14 protein-coding genes, 1 tRNA gene, 1 other RNA gene and 4 pseudogenes are annotated in these 15,467 nt (G+C 70.0%); 8 read left to right on the top strand and 12 right to left on the bottom strand.

The genetic code is table 11. From position 1 onward, the window contains the following. Positions 1-26 precede the first annotated feature (26 nt). Genes QQK29_RS03330 through QQK29_RS03345 form a run of 4 tightly spaced genes read left to right on the top strand, consistent with a single transcriptional unit; the run spans position 27 to position 2,833 of the window. Positions 27-1,193 carry an SPFH domain-containing protein gene (locus tag QQK29_RS03330; RefSeq protein WP_284297777.1) on the top strand — a complete coding sequence of 389 codons (1,167 nt, stop codon included), beginning with the start codon at positions 27-29 and terminating at the stop codon, positions 1,191-1,193. A 15-nt stretch (positions 1,194-1,208) separates the two neighbouring features. Next, the gene (locus tag QQK29_RS03335) at positions 1,209-1,604 is read left to right on the top strand and encodes a hypothetical protein (protein WP_284297780.1); all 396 of its coding nucleotides are present in this window, start codon (positions 1,209-1,211) and stop codon (positions 1,602-1,604) included. Then, positions 1,586-2,554 carry a TFIIB-type zinc ribbon-containing protein gene (locus QQK29_RS03340; RefSeq protein ID WP_284297782.1) on the top strand — a complete coding sequence of 323 codons (969 nt, stop codon included), beginning with the start codon at positions 1,586-1,588 and terminating at the stop codon, positions 2,552-2,554. Before QQK29_RS03335 ends, QQK29_RS03340 begins: the two co-directional genes overlap by 19 nt. A 9-nt stretch (positions 2,555-2,563) precedes the next feature. After that, positions 2,564-2,833 carry a hypothetical protein gene (locus QQK29_RS03345; RefSeq protein ID WP_284297784.1) on the top strand — a complete coding sequence of 90 codons (270 nt, stop codon included), beginning with the start codon at positions 2,564-2,566 and terminating at the stop codon, positions 2,831-2,833. A 150-nt stretch (positions 2,834-2,983) separates the two neighbouring features. On the opposite strand, the pseudogene QQK29_RS03350 reads toward QQK29_RS03345, so the two are convergent. The 6 genes and pseudogenes from QQK29_RS03350 to QQK29_RS18420 form a co-directional block, all read right to left on the bottom strand. Further along, a pseudogene (locus QQK29_RS03350) lies at positions 2,984-4,247 on the bottom strand (aspartate kinase). Positions 4,248-4,322: 75 nt separating this feature from the next. Further along, positions 4,323-4,613, bottom strand: coding sequence for a SemiSWEET family sugar transporter (locus QQK29_RS03355; protein ID WP_284297786.1), 291 nt, complete (start codon positions 4,611-4,613; stop codon positions 4,323-4,325). Positions 4,614-4,641: 28 nt separating this feature from the next. After that, positions 4,642-5,238: a recombination mediator RecR gene (gene recR / locus QQK29_RS03360; protein WP_284297788.1), complete on the bottom strand. Its 597-nt coding sequence runs from the start codon at positions 5,236-5,238 to the stop codon at positions 4,642-4,644. Between the two features lie 3 nt (positions 5,239-5,241). After that, positions 5,242-7,427: pseudogene (locus tag QQK29_RS03365) on the bottom strand (DNA polymerase III subunit gamma and tau). Positions 7,428-7,472: 45 nt separating this feature from the next. Beyond that, positions 7,473-7,970, bottom strand: a complete 498-nt coding sequence (locus tag QQK29_RS03370) for a hemerythrin domain-containing protein (protein ID WP_284297790.1) — start codon at positions 7,968-7,970, stop codon at positions 7,473-7,475. Positions 7,971-8,148: 178 nt separating this feature from the next. Continuing rightward, a pseudogene (locus tag QQK29_RS18420) lies at positions 8,149-8,418 on the bottom strand (OsmC family protein); the annotation flags it as partial. A gap of 63 nt (positions 8,419-8,481) precedes the next feature. Here QQK29_RS18420 and ffs point away from each other — a divergent pair. Together ffs and QQK29_RS03380 are read left to right on the top strand one after the other, a co-directional pair. After that, positions 8,482-8,578: signal recognition particle sRNA small type (gene ffs, locus QQK29_RS03375), an RNA gene on the top strand. After that, a tRNA-Ser gene (locus tag QQK29_RS03380) sits at positions 8,576-8,660 on the top strand. The genes ffs and QQK29_RS03380 overlap by 3 nt, the downstream gene beginning before the upstream one ends. Positions 8,661-8,849: 189 nt before the next feature. On the opposite strand, the gene QQK29_RS03385 is transcribed toward QQK29_RS03380, so the two are convergent. The 4 genes from QQK29_RS03385 to QQK29_RS03400 all read right to left on the bottom strand — a co-directional run bounded on the left by QQK29_RS03385 (position 8,850) and on the right by QQK29_RS03400 (position 12,414). After that, positions 8,850-9,119, bottom strand: coding sequence for a hypothetical protein (locus QQK29_RS03385; RefSeq protein WP_284297792.1), 270 nt, complete (start codon positions 9,117-9,119; stop codon positions 8,850-8,852). A 957-nt stretch (positions 9,120-10,076) separates the two neighbouring features. Further along, positions 10,077-11,360, bottom strand: a complete 1,284-nt coding sequence (locus QQK29_RS03390) for a hypothetical protein (protein ID WP_284297794.1) — start codon at positions 11,358-11,360, stop codon at positions 10,077-10,079. Next, positions 11,357-11,656, bottom strand: a complete 300-nt coding sequence (locus tag QQK29_RS03395) for a hypothetical protein (protein WP_284297796.1) — start codon at positions 11,654-11,656, stop codon at positions 11,357-11,359. The genes QQK29_RS03390 and QQK29_RS03395 overlap by 4 nt, the downstream gene beginning before the upstream one ends. Further along, on the bottom strand, positions 11,638-12,414 hold the full coding sequence (locus QQK29_RS03400) for an ABC transporter ATP-binding protein (protein WP_284297798.1): 777 nt from the start codon (positions 12,412-12,414) through the stop codon (positions 11,638-11,640). Before QQK29_RS03400 ends, QQK29_RS03395 begins: the two co-directional genes overlap by 19 nt. A gap of 62 nt (positions 12,415-12,476) precedes the next feature. Here QQK29_RS03400 and QQK29_RS03405 point away from each other — a divergent pair, with 62 nt between their 5' ends. Then, positions 12,477-13,115, top strand: coding sequence for a hypothetical protein (locus tag QQK29_RS03405; protein WP_284297800.1), 639 nt, complete (start codon positions 12,477-12,479; stop codon positions 13,113-13,115). A gap of 20 nt (positions 13,116-13,135) precedes the next feature. On the opposite strand, the gene QQK29_RS03410 is transcribed toward QQK29_RS03405, so the two are convergent. Both QQK29_RS03410 and QQK29_RS03415 read right to left on the bottom strand, forming a co-directional pair. Next, on the bottom strand, positions 13,136-13,762 hold the full coding sequence (locus tag QQK29_RS03410) for a GNAT family N-acetyltransferase (RefSeq protein WP_284297802.1): 627 nt from the start codon (positions 13,760-13,762) through the stop codon (positions 13,136-13,138). After that, positions 13,759-15,042, bottom strand: a complete 1,284-nt coding sequence (locus QQK29_RS03415) for a saccharopine dehydrogenase family protein (RefSeq protein ID WP_284297804.1) — start codon at positions 15,040-15,042, stop codon at positions 13,759-13,761. The genes QQK29_RS03410 and QQK29_RS03415 overlap by 4 nt, the downstream gene beginning before the upstream one ends. Before the next feature lie 140 nt (positions 15,043-15,182). Between QQK29_RS03415 and QQK29_RS03420 the strand changes: the two are divergent. Continuing rightward, a pseudogene (locus tag QQK29_RS03420) lies at positions 15,183-15,464 on the top strand (isoaspartyl peptidase/L-asparaginase); the annotation flags it as partial. Positions 15,465-15,467: the final 3 nt, after the last annotated feature.

Consider the following 15,467-nt stretch of genomic DNA (forward strand, 5'->3'; position numbering starts at 1 on the left):
CCTGAACACACCCGAAGGAGTGACACGTGGGCTTCATCCAGGCATTCACCGGCGCGCTGGGCGGAACGTTCGCCGAACAGTGGATCGACTTCTACACCGTCCCGAACGTGCAGCCCACGGCTGCACTGTTCCCGGTCGTGAAGAAAGAGACCGACGCGGGCCGCGGATCCAACACCAAGGGATCCGACAACATCATCACCAACGGCTCGAAGATCGTCGTGCCCGAGGGCTACGGCCTCATCACTCTGCAAGACGGCGAGATCACCGGATTCGTCGCCGAGCCCGGTGGCTACATCTGGCAGTCGGATGACGTGAACAGCCAGTCGTTCCTCGCCGGGAACGGCTTCCTCAGCCCCGTCATCAAGCAGAGCTGGGAGCGTTTCAAGCGTGGCGGCATCCCCGGCTCCCAGCAGCTGGCGCTGTACGTGAGCCTCAAGGAGCTGCCCAACAACCGCTTCGGCACCCAGAGCGAGATCTACTGGGATGACGCGTGGCTCGGCACCCAGGTCGGCGCGCTCACCCGCGGGTCGTACACCCTGCGCATCGTCGACCCGATCCTGTTCGTGAAGAACTTCGTTCCGGCCACCTACCTCACCGGCGGCCAGGTCTTCGACTTCACCGACCTCAACAACGACGCCTCGACGCAGCTGTTCAACGAGGTGGTGTCGGCCCTGTCGCCGGCGTTCTCGAAGTACACCAACGATCCCGCAAAGGGTCGCATCACCCAGATCCAGTCCGACTCGCTCGGCTTCGCCAAGAGCCTCGCGGCCGCCGTCGAAGAGGGCTACGACTGGAAGGCGAATCGCGGTCTCGAGATCGTGTCGACCGCGATCATCTCGATCGAGTACGACGCCGACACGACCGAGCTGCTCTCGAAGGTCAAGCGCGCCGATGCGCTCTCCGGTTCGCGCGGCAACTCGAACCTGCAGGCCTCGGTCGCGCAGGGCATCGAGTCGGCCGGCTCGTCGGAAGGCGGCGGCGGCAACCTGCTGGGCGTCGGCATGGCGGCCGGATCGCTCGGCGGCCTGGCAGGGCTGCAGCAGCCCGTCACCCCGGCACCGGCGGCGCCGTCGGCGGCGGCTGCGGCAGATGACCCGATGGCCAAGCTGACGCAGGCCAAGCAGATGCTCGATGCGGGGCTCATCACGCAGGAGGACTACGACGCCGTCAAGGCGAAGGTGCTCGGCGCGTAACGCAGCCCGCAAGCGATGACCGACCCGAACAGTCCCCAGCAGCCGCTCCCGCCCGCGGTTCCGCCGGTTCCTCCGGCGGGGCCCGCGGCGGGGTCGGCCGCGGCGCCGCCTCCCGCGGCACCGCCACCCGCACCTCCCGCGGCACCGGCGCCTGAAGCGTCGCCGCCCGAGACCTCGCTGCCCGAGGCGCTTCAGCGTGAGCCCGCACCGATCGACACGACCAACGCGAAGGGCGACGGCCTCACCAAGTGCCCCCGCTGCGGCTCCGCCGAGATCGGGCCCGTGCCCGGCACCGACAACCTGCGTTGCGCCTTCTGCCGCTTCGAGTGGACGGCGGCGAGCTTCATGGCGAGCGTCGGATTCGACTCCCCATCGAGCAGCTGCAGGGCACGGTGCTCACCACGGGCGTGAGCGACATCGACGAGCAGGCATCCCACATCGTCACGATCAAGTGCCAGGGCTGCGGCGCCGAGGTCGTCATCAACACCGAGAGCCAGCTGCAGGCGCGCTGCCACTGGTGCCGGCAGACGCTGTCACAGCAGACGCAGATCCCGAACGGGGCGGTTCCGGATGCGGTGCTGCCGTTCCACCTGACGCATGCGCAGGCGGTCGAGCAGGTGCGCAAGTTCGCGAACAAGCGCCGCCTGTTCGCGCTCAAGAAGTTCAAGCAGGAGTTCACGCCCGAGAACGTCGTGGGCGTCTACATGCCCTACCTGCTCGTCGACGGCAACGCCCACGCCGACATCGCCGGTTTCGGTGAGATCAAGACGCGGCAGTACCAGCGCGGGTCCGATAACAACAAGACCACCTACTACGACGCCGACGTCTACCAGGTCACGCGCAGCTTCGATTTCACGGTCGACGACCTCACGATCGAATCGTCGTCGGCCCGCGCGAACCAGAACACGAAGCAGAACACGAACAACGTGATCAACACGATCCTGCCGTTCGACACCAAGAATGCCGTCAGGTACGACGCCAACTACATGGGCGACTTCACCTCCGAGAGGCGCGACCTGAACGTCGAGGAGGTCATGCCGGTGGCACACAGCCAGATGCTCAGCATCGCGCGCCAGAAGGCGACCGATTCGACCCGCTACGACCGCGGCCTCCGGTGGGAGAGCGAAGCACTCGAGCTCAAGGGCACCCGCTGGGTCGCGGTGCTGCTGCCGGTGTGGCTCTACTCGTACTACGAGAAGAAGTCCGACGGCAGCGCCTTCCTCCACTACATCGCGGTCAACGGGCGCACGGGCGAGACGATGGGCAGCATCCCGGTGAGCGTGCCCAAGCTGCTGCTCGTGGCGCTCACCATCGGCACGGTGCTCGAAGGCATCGCCATCGCGATCGTGGCGAACTTCTAGGAGGCCCGGATGCTCGAACTCACCACGCTCATCGTCGCCGCATCCGACAGCGACTGGCCCGGCTGGCTGCTCGCCGCAGGCCCCGTCGGAGCCGCCTCGTTCTACTGGGCCGTCTGGATGGCGTATCGCAACACGAACAAGAGCCACTCCTACGAGCGCGAGACCGAAGTCGTCGTCAGCAACATGACCGGCGGCGACGTCAAGGTCGGCGAGAACAACGGCACCCGCAACCGCTGGATCCAGGGGCGCAACGACGACAAGCCGCGTCAGCGGCTGTGATTCTAGGCGCCGCGATAATCCGCGGCGCTGCGCCGATTCCGGGCACGAGCGCGGTCGCGCCCGGAATCGAGTGCGCACACGGCCGAGCTGCAGCTCCGGTGCTTGAGGAACGCCGCGCCGCAGGCGTGACACATCTTGAAACCGCCGTCACTACCTTCCGGTTCCGGCGTAGACCACAGCTTCCGCGTCGCCGTCGAGACCGAAGGCCGTGTGCACGACGCGCATCGCGTCGGCGAGGGTGTCGGCTCGCGTGACGACCGAGATGCGGATCTCGGAGGTGGAGATCATCTCGATGTTGATGCCCGCATCCGACAGCGCGCGGAACAGCTGCGCCGAGACGCCCGAGCTCGTGCGCATTCCCGCCCCGACCACGGCGAGCTTGCCGATCTGGTCGTCGTACTGCAGCGCCGCGAATCCCGCCTCGGCCTGACCGGCACGCAGCACGGTGAGCACCTTCTCCCCTCGGCCTTCGGCAGGGTGAACGAGATGTCGGTGACGCCGGTGGATGCGGCCGAGACGTTCTGCACGATCATGTCGATGTTGGCGCCGGTCTTGGCGACGACCGAGAAGATCTCGGCGGCCTTTCCGGGCACATCCGGCACACCCACGACGGTGATCTTCGCCTCGCTGAGGTCGCCGGCGACACCCGTGATGATGGGCTCTTCCACGGAATCTCCTCCACCTGGTTCACGACCCAGGTGCCTTCGTTGTTGTTGAACGATGAGCGCACGTGCAGCGTCACCCCGTGGCGACGCGCGTACTCCACGGCGCGGATGTACAGCACCTTCGCTCCGGCCGCGGCGAGTTCGAGCATCTCCTCGCTCGTCACCCGGCTGAGCTTGTGCGCCTTCGGCACGACGCGCGGATCGGCGGTGAAGACGCCGTCGACATCGGTGTAGATCTCGCAGACCTCGGCTCCGAGAGCAGCCGCGAGCGCGACGGCGGTGGTGTCGGAGCCGCCGCGGCCGAGGGTGGTGATGTCGCGGCTGTCACGATTGAAGCCCTGGAAGCCGGCCACGATCGCGATCGCGCCCTCGTCGAGCGCCTCGCGCACCCGACCGGGGGTGACATCCACGATGCGTGCGGCGCCGTGGCGCGCATCCGTGATCATGCCCGCCTGGCTGCCGGTGTACGAGCGCGCTTCGAACCCCATATCGCGGATGGCCATCGCGAGCAGGGCCATCGAGATGCGCTCGCCGGTGGTGAGCAGCATGTCCATCTCGCGGGGGTCGGGAATGGGCGACACCTGGTGGGCGAGGTCGATGAGCTCGTCGGTCGTGTCGCCCATGGCGGAGACGGCGACGACGACCTCGTTGCCCGCCTTGCGGGTCTCGACGATCCGCTTGGCGACCCGCTTGATGCTCTCGGCGTCAGCGACGCTCGAGCCGCCGAACTTCTGCACGATCAGGGACACGGAAGGGCACTCCAGAGGGGAAGAGGACTCCGTCATCCTACCGAGGGGCGTATGCCCCTCTGTTCCGTCGCCGTGCTACGCCGGCGCAGGTGTCGAGCGACCGTGCTCCGCGCGGCGGAAGAACACGAACGCCGCAACCGTGAAGGAGTTGACGAGCACAGCGATGATGTTCCAGAGCACGACCGAGGTCGAGCCGATCAGAGCCCCATAGACCACCCAGAGCACCTGGAAGCTGCCGGTGATGGCCGCCATCCGCGGGTTCATGCCCCGGCTGGATCGGCGGCGCACCATCGTGATGAGGTCGGGGAGAGCGGCGAACGTCGTGCCCTCGCCCGCAATCAGCCCGATGATGATCGTGAAGTCCATGGGACCTCCTCGAGGTGTCTCGGTACTGCTATTCGACCACCCGACGGCCCTCGAATGCGCGTCCGAGTGTGACCTCGTCGGCGTACTCGAGATCGCCCCCGACGGGGAGCCCGGATGCCAGACGCGTCACCCGCAACCCGGGCTGCACGAGCAGGCGGGTGAGATAGGTCGCGGTGGCCTCACCCTCGAGGTTGGGGTCGGTCGCGATGATGACCTCGGTGACGTCGGTCGACGCGAGTCGCTTGAGCAGTTGCGGGATGCGCAGGTCGTCGGGGCCGATCCCGTCGATCGGGCTGATGGCGCCGCCGAGCACGTGATAGAGCCCGCGGAACTCCCGCGTGCGCTCGATCGCCACGACATCCTTCGCCTCTTCGACGACGCAGATGACGGCGCCGTTGCGGCGCGGGTCGCGGCAGATCCCGCAGGTGTCCTGTTCGGAGACGTTGCCGCACACCTGGCAGAAGCGAACCTTCTCACGCACCACCGTGAGGATCTCGGCGAGCCGGGTGGTGTCGAAGCTCTCGGTCTGGAGGATGTGGAAGGCGATGCGCTGCGCCGACTTCGGACCGATGCCGGGGAGCTTGCCGAGCTCGTCGATGAGGTCCTGGACGATTCCCTCGTACACGCGTTACGCCCCGCCGTCGGGCTCGGCGGTCGCTGCGGCCGGAGTCGCCGCGGGGGCGGGCTCGGGCTCCTCCACGAGACGCACCGGGCGATCGCTCGGGTTCAGCTGCACCTCTTCGATGAAGCTCGCCTTGAGCACCTCCCGCACGACCGCCTCGCCGTAGCGACCGGGACGGTTCGGGTTCGAGGGCGGGCGCGCACCCTGTGGCGCCCGCGTGGACGCTGAGGCCTTCGGTCGGGCGGGGGCACCGCTCGGCGCGTCGTCGGCCTCGACGGGAGCCGCAGGCTCGGGCTCCTCGTCGGGCGGCGGCGCGTCGTCATCGTTCGGCGGCGGGGCGTCGTCATCGGATGCGGGCGCGCCGTTGGGTATCGCGGTGACGTTCCAGCCGGTGGCCGCGGACGCGGGCGTGGGGGCCGTCGCGGGGGCCGGCGTGGATGCGGATGCCGATGCCGATGCGGGTGCTTGGGCCGAGGCTCCGGATGCGGCTCCTTCGACGCGCGCGATGAACTTGACCCGCACCCCCAGCACCTGGAGGATCGCCTGCCGGAGGTGCTCGCTGACGCTCTCGCCCGCGCCCTGCGCCTGACGGAAGCTCTGCACGTCGTTATCGCTCGGGAAACTCAGCGTGAGCACCTCGCTCGCACTGTCGTAGGCACGCGGGGTGGAGGTGTAGACGACCATCCACGAGCCGCGCTTGATGCCCTGCACGACATCGAGGATCTCGGGCCACGCGTCGCGCAACTGCTGCAGGGTGACGGCGGTCGGCGTCGCCGGTGCCGCCGGGGTCTTCGCGGCGGGGGTCTTCGCGGCGGGGGCGGCGGCGGGCTCGGCGGGGGGCGGCTCGGCGGCGGTTTCGAGACGCGCCGCCCCGTCGGGTCGGCGCTCCTCAACCACCTGAGCAGCGGCAGCGGGGGCGGGGCGCTCGGAAGCGGGCGCGGGGCGCTCGACAGCGGGGGTGGGGCGCTGCGCGGCGGGGCGCTCAGCGACCGGGGCCGGGCCCTCGACCGCGGGAGCCGCATCCGCTCCCTCGATGCCGATGCGCCGCTCGAGGCGCTCGACTCGCGCGAGGGTGCCGCGCGCGGAGTCGTCGGCCGCGGGCACGAGCAGCCGTGCAGCCATGAGCTCGAGATGCAGGCGGGGCGAGGTGGCGCCCGTCATCTCGGTGAGCGATGAGTTCACGACGTCGGCGGCGCGCGACAGCTCGACCGTGCCGTATGCGGCGGCCTGGTGCTGCATCCGCTCGATCTCGTCGGCCGGCACACCGCGCAGCACGGCACCTGCCTCGTCGCGGGTGGCCGCGACGACGATGAGGTCGCGCAGGCGCTCGAGCAGGTCGTCGACGAAGCGGCGCGGGTCCTGCCCGGTCTGGATGACGCGGTCGACGCCCGCGAACACGCCTTGCGCATCGCGCGCCGCGAGCGCGTCGACGATCTCGTCGAGCAGGGCACCGTGGGTGTAGCCGAGCAGCGCGACGGCGCGCTCGTAGCGCACCGTGGCATCCTCGGAGCCGGCGATGAGCTGATCGAGCAGCGACAGGGTGTCGCGCACGGACCCGCCGCCGGCGCGCACGACGAGCGGCAGCACGCCGCCCTCGACCTCGATACCCTCCTCGCCGCACAGGTGCTGCACGTAGTCGAGCATCTGGGCGGGGGCACGAGCCGGAACGGGTAGTGGTGGGTGCGCGAGCGGATCGTGCCGATGACCTTCTCGGGCTCGGTCGTCGCGAAGATGAACTTGACGTGCTCGGGCGGCTCCTCGACGAGCTTGAGCAGCGCGTTGAAGCCCTGCGGCGTCACCATGTGCGCCTCGTCGAGGATGAAGATCTTGTAGCGGTCGCGCGCCGGCGCGAAGGCCGCCCGGTCGCGCAGGTCGCGGGCGTCGTCGACGCCGTTGTGGCTCGCGGCGTCGATCTCGATGACGTCGAGCGACCCACCGCCGTCGCGCGCCAGCTCGCGGCAGCTCGCGCACTCGCCGCACGGGGTGTCGGTGGGCCCCTGAGCGCAGTTGAGGCAGCGCGCCAGGATGCGCGCGCTCGTCGTCTTGCCGCACCCGCGCGGACCCGAGAAGAGGTATGCGTGACCGACGCGGTCGGTGCGGAGCGCGGTGCGGAGCGGATCGGTCACCTGAGCCTGACCGATCAGTTCGGTGAACGTCTCGGGTCGGTAGCGACGATAGAGGGCGGTGACCACGGGTCCAGAGTAGTCGGCGGCGCCGACCTCGGCCCGGCCGACGTCCTAGAGCAGCGCGGTGCGGCAGACCCATCCGTCTGGCATCCGTCCGGATGCCAGGAACGTCGCGAGTTCGGCCTGCTCCTCGGGATCGAGTGCGGGCTGAGCGCGCGGGTAGATCACGGGCTCCTCCTTCGCGTTGTGGCTCTCGAGCAGACCGAGCAGTTCGAGGCAGTCGCCTCTCAGCTGCTGCGGCTCGCCGTCGGCGAGGCGCGCCTCGAGCTCGTCCATCGCGCGCCAGATCGCGCCGTGCTCGCGCAGCATCACTTGGATCGGGATGCCGAGGCCACCGGATGCCAGGGTCGGGAAGACGAACTCCTCCTCGAGGTAGATGTGGCGTCGCAATGCGGCCATGGCATCCAGGAGCGGCGTCGCGTCGGCACCCTCTCCGTTGTGCAGGTTCGCGAGGTAGCGCTCGATGCCGCCGTCGATGTCGTGGTGTTCGCGCGTGAGCAGGGCGGCGAGGTCGAAGGCCTCCCCCGCCGCGGCATCCGTGTCACTCATCGCGGATCACTCGTCCAGTGCGGCCGAGACGGTGACCTCGGCACCCGCGAACAGGCGCGAGATGGGGCAGAGGGCGGCGGCCTCGTCGACCGCGGTCGCGAAGCCTGCGGCATCCATGCCCGGAACCCGCGCATGCACGTCGAGGTGCGACCCGGTGATCGTGGGCAGCCCCCACGTCGGCGAGCGTCACGGTCGCCACGATGCGCAGCTCGTCCGGTGTGACGCCGTGCTCACCGAGCCGCAGTGCCAGCGCCATCGAGAAGCACGAGGAATGGGCGGCCGCCGCGAGCTCCTCGGGGCTCGTCTTGCCGTCGGGGCGCACGGTGCGCGAGCCCCGCGTGACGCCGAAGCCGTCGAGTGCCGTGCTGCTGGATGCTCCGAGCACACCGGACCCTGCCGTGAGGGATCCGCTCCAGGTGGTCTGTACGCTGCGTTCTGCAATGCTCATGTTCCTCAACGTAGACCCGGCGCTCGGCGCGCCACCGGGCCTTTAGTACCAGCTAGACTCATGGTCGGCTCCCCGCGTGGCGCCATCCAGGCCAACTCCCCCAGGGCGGAAACGCAGCAAGGGTAACCGGGCTCTGGCGGGTGCGCGGGGGTCCTCAGGAGGATTCGCCTAGTGGCCTATGGCGCACGCTTGGAAAGCGTGTTGGGTGAAAGCCCTCGGGGGTTCGAATCCCCCATCCTCCGCTCATGTGTGAAGCGGGCCGCCCGAAGGGTGGCCCGCTTCACACATGTCCGGGCGCGGTGGAGTCGAACCCTTGGGTGGGCGCGCGCCGCCGGAGGCTCCGCGCGCGGCACAGCCGCGGGTGCAGAGGCGGTGGGACGAATCCCGTCCTCGTCCCATCTCCATGCTCAACTGCGCGTGCGGCTCCGATCTCAGCAGCGCCGAGCCGATCGGCCATGTAGACGGCGCGCAGGCACCGCTTTCACAAGTGCCGAGACGGCCTCCCGCACGTCGTCCGAATGCCAGAAGACGTCTTCGGCGATGACGCGGAACGTCACGAGACCCTGTTTTGCTGCCGCCAGGTCGCGGCGCCGGTCATTGCGCTGAGCCTCCCAGCTCGCGTGATGTGCCTCGCTGTCGCATTCGATGATGAGCCATCCGTCGACGAGGAAGTCGACCCGCCCGACCCCGGGGATGGTCACCTGACACTCGACGGAGCAGCCGATGGCGCGGAGGATGAAGCGCAACAGCGACTCCGCCCCGGACTCGGCGCGTGCATCGAGCAGCCGACGCAACCTCGGAAGCGACGGGGAAGCGCCGTGAAAAGCTCGTCCAGATCATCGGGGTGCAATAAGCCGAGGTGCAGCGCCGAGTCGAGCGTGGCGATGGCCGCGCGAGGGTTCTGGCCCATCACGGCGTCGTAGAGCGCGTCGATCGGTTCGACGGCGAGCGCATCGGGGTGCGGGGTGCGCAATAGCACACGGCGATGGATGCGGTGGGGCCTGCCGAGCGGCGGAATCCGCGAGCTGGAGCGCACCACGTGCACCTCGAGTCGATCCGTCGCCAGCACGAACACACCGCGGCGCGCGAGCTCGGATGTGCCGGTCAGTCGACCGAGAAGGCGGCCCGCGTCGACAACATCCGCATGCGTTCCTGCCGGCGTGTAGGCGCCCGCACGGAGCCGAAGCAGCCGCCCGGACTGTACCGCGGCCCGGATGCGGCGCTTGGTCCAGCCGCGAGCGAGCAGCTCCCTCGTGCGGGTGAGGGATGGCGGCTCTTGCATGCCACCAGGCTCCAGAAGCGGAGCGAGCCGCGCTCGCGGGATGGCCTGTTCAGTGGAGAATCTGCGAGCGGGCCACGTGTGGACGACAGGTCGGCGAGCCGTTGCTCGGGATGCGGGTGCGGCCGTTCGCGTGCCACCTACATGCTCAATCGCCCATTCGGCCCTGTTTCCGGGCGCGCCGTGCGAGTCCGCCATGTAGACGGGACGCAACGCCGCCGCGACGGCTGTCGCGAACCCACCTACGCCGGGCAACGCTTGAGCAGCCTCTCCAGCGGTGACATGTCCCATCTACATGGGGAACCGGCACGCCGAGCCGCCGTGGCCGATCCAGTGGCAGTCGGTCATGGAGGAGGGACGCCGCGCGCCCCGCAACCGCTCAGTACCCCGAGGTGGCCCGCACCCGCTCCAGCAGCACCGGCCCCGTGCGGTCGAAGACCCGGCCGCCCAGCGCGACACCCGCCACCGCGACGCCGACGCCGATCAGCAGCCCGACCACGAGCGCGAGCCACGACCACACGGCCGCGCCCGTCACGACGGCGGCGATCGCGAGCGCGAGCGCGGGCGCCGTCAGCACGCCGGCCATCAGGGTGAAACCCATGAGCGCGAGCCCGACCCAGAAGCTCTGTCCCGGCACCCGCTTGAACACGTTGTCGCCCGACGCCGGCACCGGGATCACGAGGTACGCCGAGCTGAGCGCGCAGATGCCGAGCCCCGCGAGCAGCGCGCCGAGTCCGCATCCGAGCACGGCGGGCAGCAGCAGCCACTGGCCTGACAGCCCGACCGTCACGACCGTCACGACCACCACGAGCGGTGCCCCCGCCGTGAGGGCACCGAGCAGCCGCCCGGCGCGATCGTCGCGCCCGCGGATGCCGGTGGCCAGCAGCGTCGAGAACGCCGAGCCGTCATACGACACGTCGGCGTACGGCACGAGTCCGAGCAGCAACGCGGGCAGCACGACCACGAAGGCGAAGATCGGCGTCTGCACCTGCCAGCCGAGCGCGAAGGCGAGCAGCACAGGCAGCACGGCGACGATCACGAGGTTGCGCAGGTAGCGCGGGTCGCCGAGCCAGTAGCTGAGCGAGCGCGCCCAGCCGGCCCCCGTCGGCCCGGTCGGCGCGAGGCCGATCCAGCCGAGCCTGCCGGATCTTCCGCTCACGGCCCGGCGCTTCGGTGACACGGATGCCGCCACCACGTTGCGCCGCCACAGCAGCCACAGCGCCGCGAGGGTGGCCACCGCGATCCCGAGCTTCACGAGCCCGACCCACAGTTCCCCGTCGGCGAGGTCGCCCGGAACCGCCCAGACGGCGCCGACGGGCGTCCACGACAGCCCCGCGATGAGCGCGCCCACGCGATCGGTGTCGAGCCCGCCGCGGTCGCCGAGCACGCTCAGCAGCCCCGTCACGATGGGGCCGGCGAGCACGAGCACCCCGAAGCCGAGGAGGCCGAGCACATTACCGAGTCGTCCGCGGCCCCGCGACGAGAACGACGCGACGGTGCGTGATGCGACGACGCACGTCAGCACGCCGATCGGCAGGCACACGACGCTCGCGAGCAGCGCGACGGGCCAGCTGCCCGAGGCGACGAGCCCGACGAAAGCACCGAGCGTCGTGACGATGCCCGGGATGCCGCACACGCCGACGAGGGTCAGCGCGAGCATCACCTGGCGCGTGCTGAGCGGGAACGGCGCGAGCTGCTCGGCCTCGATGGTCGTGTCGACGCCTCCCGCGAGCAGGGGGCGATGCTCCAGCCGACCACGAGAAGGGCGCCCCCGAGCGTCACGACGCTGTGGGTGGCATCCACCCCCGAGACCCCGATCAGGAACAGCGCAGCGACCACCACGAAGAGCCCGCTGAGCGCCCCGATGATACCGAACACGAACCCCACGAGCTGCCACGGGCTGCGCGTGAGCATGTTCGCGAGCAGGCGGTACCGCAGCCTCAGGACTGTCGCAACCACGCGGGCCCCTCCGCGTGCGTGCGCCCGCCGACGAGTTCGAGGAACCGCTCCTGCAGGCTGGAACCGGCCCGCACCTCCGCGACGGGTCCGGCGACGAGCACCCGCCCGTTGGACACGATCGCGACGTGGTCGCACATGCGCTGCACGAGATCCATCGAGTGGCTCGAGACGATCACGGTGCCGCCGCTCGCCGTGTAGGAACGCAGCACGTCTTCGATGTTCGCGGCCGAGACCGGGTCGACCGACTCGAACGGCTCGTCGAGCACGAGCAGGCGGGGTGCGTGCACGAGCGCGCACGCGAGGGCGACCTTCTTGGTCATGCCGGCGGAGTAGTCGGCGACGGCGACGCCGGCGGCCTCGCGCAGGTCCATGAGGTCGATGAGGTCGGCGGTGCGCGCCACGATCTCGTCCCGCGGCAGTGAGAAGAGGCGCCCCGTGTAGGCGATGAGCTGCTCGCCGGTGAGCCGGTCGAACAGCCGCACCCCGTCGGCGAGATTGCCGATCATGCGCTTCGCGGCCGTCGGGTCGCTCCACACGTCGACGCCGTGCACGGATGCCGTTCCCGCATCCGGGCGCAGCAGTCCCGTCGCCATGGAGAGCGTGGTGGTCTTGCCCGCGCCGTTCGGTCCGACGAGCCCGTAGAAGGAGCCGGTGGGTACTGCCAGATCGATGCCGTCGACTGCCAGTTTCGCGCCGAAGCGTTTGACGAGCCCCCTCAACGCGAGTGCGGGCGCGGCGTCCGGTGCGCGGTGTGGCATGCGGTAACGCTAGAGCATGCGAGCTCTCGATCCGGTCACACCGCGTGCCCTAGGGTGATGCCGTGACGGCCGTGGATGGGGCACAGCGGATGCGGGTGCACGTGCGCCCGAAACGTTCGCTGCTCGGTGAGGCCTTCGCCGCGATCCTGCTGGGCACGACCCCCATCTTCGCGGTCGTGTACTGGTTCACCTCGACGCACGGTGGCATGGAGCTGGCGATCATCGTGCACGCGGTGGTGATCGCGATCGGCCTGCTGCTCGTGTGGCGGCAGCTGCGCGTGTTCTGTGCGGTCACCGACGACGAGCTCGTCGGCAACGGCATCTTCACGCCGCTCGTGCGGGTCAAGCTCGCGTCGATCCGACGCGTGCAACTCGTGCCCACCTACCTCGGTGCCGCCCCCGAGCCCGTGCTGCAACTGCTCGTGACGGGCGATGAGGGCCGTCGGCTGTTCCGGATGCGCGGGAACTTCTGGCGGGCATCCGATCTGCGCGAGCTCGCCGCCGCCCTGCCGGTGCCCGCGGAGGAGACGCGCGAGGTCATCACGATGAGCGAGTTCTTTGTGGGCTACCCGGGTTCTGCCTACTGGTTCGAGAACCGACGCCCGCTGCAGGTGGCGATCGCCACCGTGCTGCTGCTCGTAGCGCTCGCCGCCGCGGTCTGGATCATGAACCTGCTCGGGCTGCCGATCCGCTTCCTCTGAGCCCGAGCGGGGCGGCCCCGCTACGGGCGCGGCGGGATCCAGCGACCCAGCAGCGGGCCCTTCGGGCTCGACGAGGGCAGATCGACGAAGCCGACCGCGGCGTAGAAGGCGCGCGCGGGGGTGTTCGCCGGGTCCATCGAGAGGTGCACTCCCGGCACGCCCGCTTGGGCGAGCGTGGGGATGAGCATGTTCTCGATGAGGGCCCGCCCGTACCCACGACCCTGCGCGGACGGGAGCAGGTCGATGTGCAGGTGCGCGGGGTACTCGTCCACCTCGGGCACGATCAACACCTCGGGGTCGTAACCGCGCTGCACGAGCGACTCCTCGTCGGAGTAGGGTTCCTCGGGCGTCGGGTAGCGTTCGGCGAACCAGGGCGTCCACTTCTCGCGCCACCACTGCACGAACCGCCGGGTGCGCGGCACCGCCACGAGATAGCCGACCGGGCCGTCGCCCTCGTCGACCACCCACGCCCACTCGGGTGATGCCGTCACATACGGTTCGAGGAACAGGTCGGGCAGCAGGTCGTCGGTGGACCAGCGGCCCGTCGCATCCCCTCCGGCAGCGCCCGTGAGCACGCAGATCTCGCGCAGGCGCGCCAGATCCTCGTTGCGGTACGGACGGATGCCGGCGTCGCCACGTCCGCTCATCGCACCTCTCCCGCGGTGCGCTCCTCGAGCCCCCACGCCTGCCCGTATCCGCCCTCGGCCTCAGGGCGCGCCATGAGCTCGAGGAACGGCGCGGCCTCGAACGCCTCGGGCCCGAGCACCCCGGTGCCCGACCACACGCCCGTCGAGAGCAGCTCGAGCGCGATCACCGGGTTGAGGGCCGTCTGCCAGACGACGCACTGGCTCTCGTACTCGGCCATCGTCCACTCGTTGTCGCTCACGTGGTAGAGGTACACCTCGCGTGGGGCGCCGTCGACGCCCGTGCCGGTGACCCACACGCCCGCGCAGGTCTTGCCCGTCATCCGCGGTCCGATCGTGGCCGGGTCGGGCAGCGCCGCCGCGACCACGTCGCGCGGCGCGACCTCGACGGGCCCGTTCGCGCTGCGCACCCGGATCGGCGTCGTCTTGTCGAGTCCGAGCAGGTTGAGGGTCTTCAGCACGCCGATGAACTCGTCGCCGAGCCCGTACTTGAAGGTCACCCGCTTCGCGTCGAGGAAGCGCGGCATGAGCAGCACCTCCTCGTGCTCGACGTTGACGCACTCGACCGGCCCGATGCCCTCCGGGAAGTGGAACACCTCGGGCTCCGAGAACGGCTCGGTCGTGTACCACCCGCGGTCCTTCTCCCACACGACCGGCGGGTTGAGGCACTCCTCGATCGTGGTCCAGATCGAGAAGGAGGGCGCGAAGATCTCGTTGCCCGCCTCGTCGCGCACGACCAGATTGGCGCCGTCGCGCACGCCCAACTCGTCGATCTCGCGGAAGAGCTCGTCGGAGGCGTAGCGGGCGAAGACATCCGAGAGCCCCGGCTCGACGCCCATGCCCACGAGCGCGAGACGGCCCGCGCGCTCCCAGTCGGGCGCCGTCGCGAACTGATCATCGCCGAGCTTGACCCCCGGCTCCGCGTACGGGCGCTCGGGATGCGGCTCCGAGAGGCTCATGGCCATGTCGAGATAGTCGGCGCCCGCCGCGAGCGCGCCCGCGAAGATCGTGGGCACGAACTTCGGCTCCACGGCGTTCATCACGTGGGTCGCGCCGTGTTCGCGGGCCACCGCGGCGACGCTGTCCGGGTCGGATGCGTCGATCCTTGCGGCGACGAAGCGCTCGCCCTGCGGCCCGTGCTTCGCCTCGATCCAGCTCAGCGTGCGCTCGGCGCGGGTGAGGTCGTAGTCGCTCACGACCATGGTCTCGAAGAAGTCGCGACGAGCGGCGATCTTGGCGATGGCATCACCGACACCGCCCGCCCCCACGAGGAGGATTCTCATGGCAACGAGGCTAGTGGCCACGCGCACGGCCGGGAGCCAGGCGCGGCCCAGCTTGCGGCTAGCACGGGGCCGGGCCACGGTCAACCACCTCTGCCGACGGCCGCCGTCGAGGCATCCTGACTCTCGACGGGAGGTGGCGCATGGCCGACGCCGGGTGGGCGCTCATCGTGCACGGTGGTGCGCGCGAGATCCCCGATACCGACCGCGACGACTTCCGACACGGCTGTGCCGCGGCGGCGGCGCGGGGGCGAGCCGTGCTCGAGGCGGGTGGTTCCGCTGTCGACGCCGCGATCGCCGCCGTTCGCGCGCTCGAGGACGACCCCACCTTCAACGCCGGCATCGGCGCGGCCGAACGCGCGGATGGCCGCGTGCAGCGCGACGCCGCCGTCATGGACGGCTCGACCCTCGACGTGGGTGCCGCGGCG

Source organism: Homoserinibacter gongjuensis (assembly GCF_030161875.1).
In the GTDB taxonomy this organism is placed as follows: Bacteria; Actinomycetota; Actinomycetes; order Actinomycetales; family Microbacteriaceae; genus Homoserinibacter; species Homoserinibacter gongjuensis.

Excerpts from the sequence above, each read along its gene's own strand:
- QQK29_RS03335 (WP_284297780.1), top strand. The coding sequence starts at position 1,209 with ATGACCGACCCGAACAGTCCCCAGCAGCCGCTCCCGCCCGCGGTTCCG.
- QQK29_RS03345 (WP_284297784.1), top strand. The coding sequence starts at position 2,564 with ATGCTCGAACTCACCACGCTCATCGTCGCCGCATCCGACAGCGACTGG.
- QQK29_RS03355 (WP_284297786.1), bottom strand. The coding sequence starts at position 4,613 with ATGGACTTCACGATCATCATCGGGCTGATTGCGGGCGAGGGCACGACG.
- QQK29_RS03370 (WP_284297790.1), bottom strand. The coding sequence starts at position 7,970 with ATGAGTGACACGGATGCCGCGGCGGGGGAGGCCTTCGACCTCGCCGCC.
- QQK29_RS03400 (WP_284297798.1), bottom strand. The coding sequence starts at position 12,414 with ATGCCACACCGCGCACCGGACGCCGCGCCCGCACTCGCGTTGAGGGGG.
- QQK29_RS03410 (WP_284297802.1), bottom strand. The coding sequence starts at position 13,762 with ATGAGCGGACGTGGCGACGCCGGCATCCGTCCGTACCGCAACGAGGAT.
- QQK29_RS03415 (WP_284297804.1), bottom strand. The coding sequence starts at position 15,042 with ATGAGAATCCTCCTCGTGGGGGCGGGCGGTGTCGGTGATGCCATCGCC.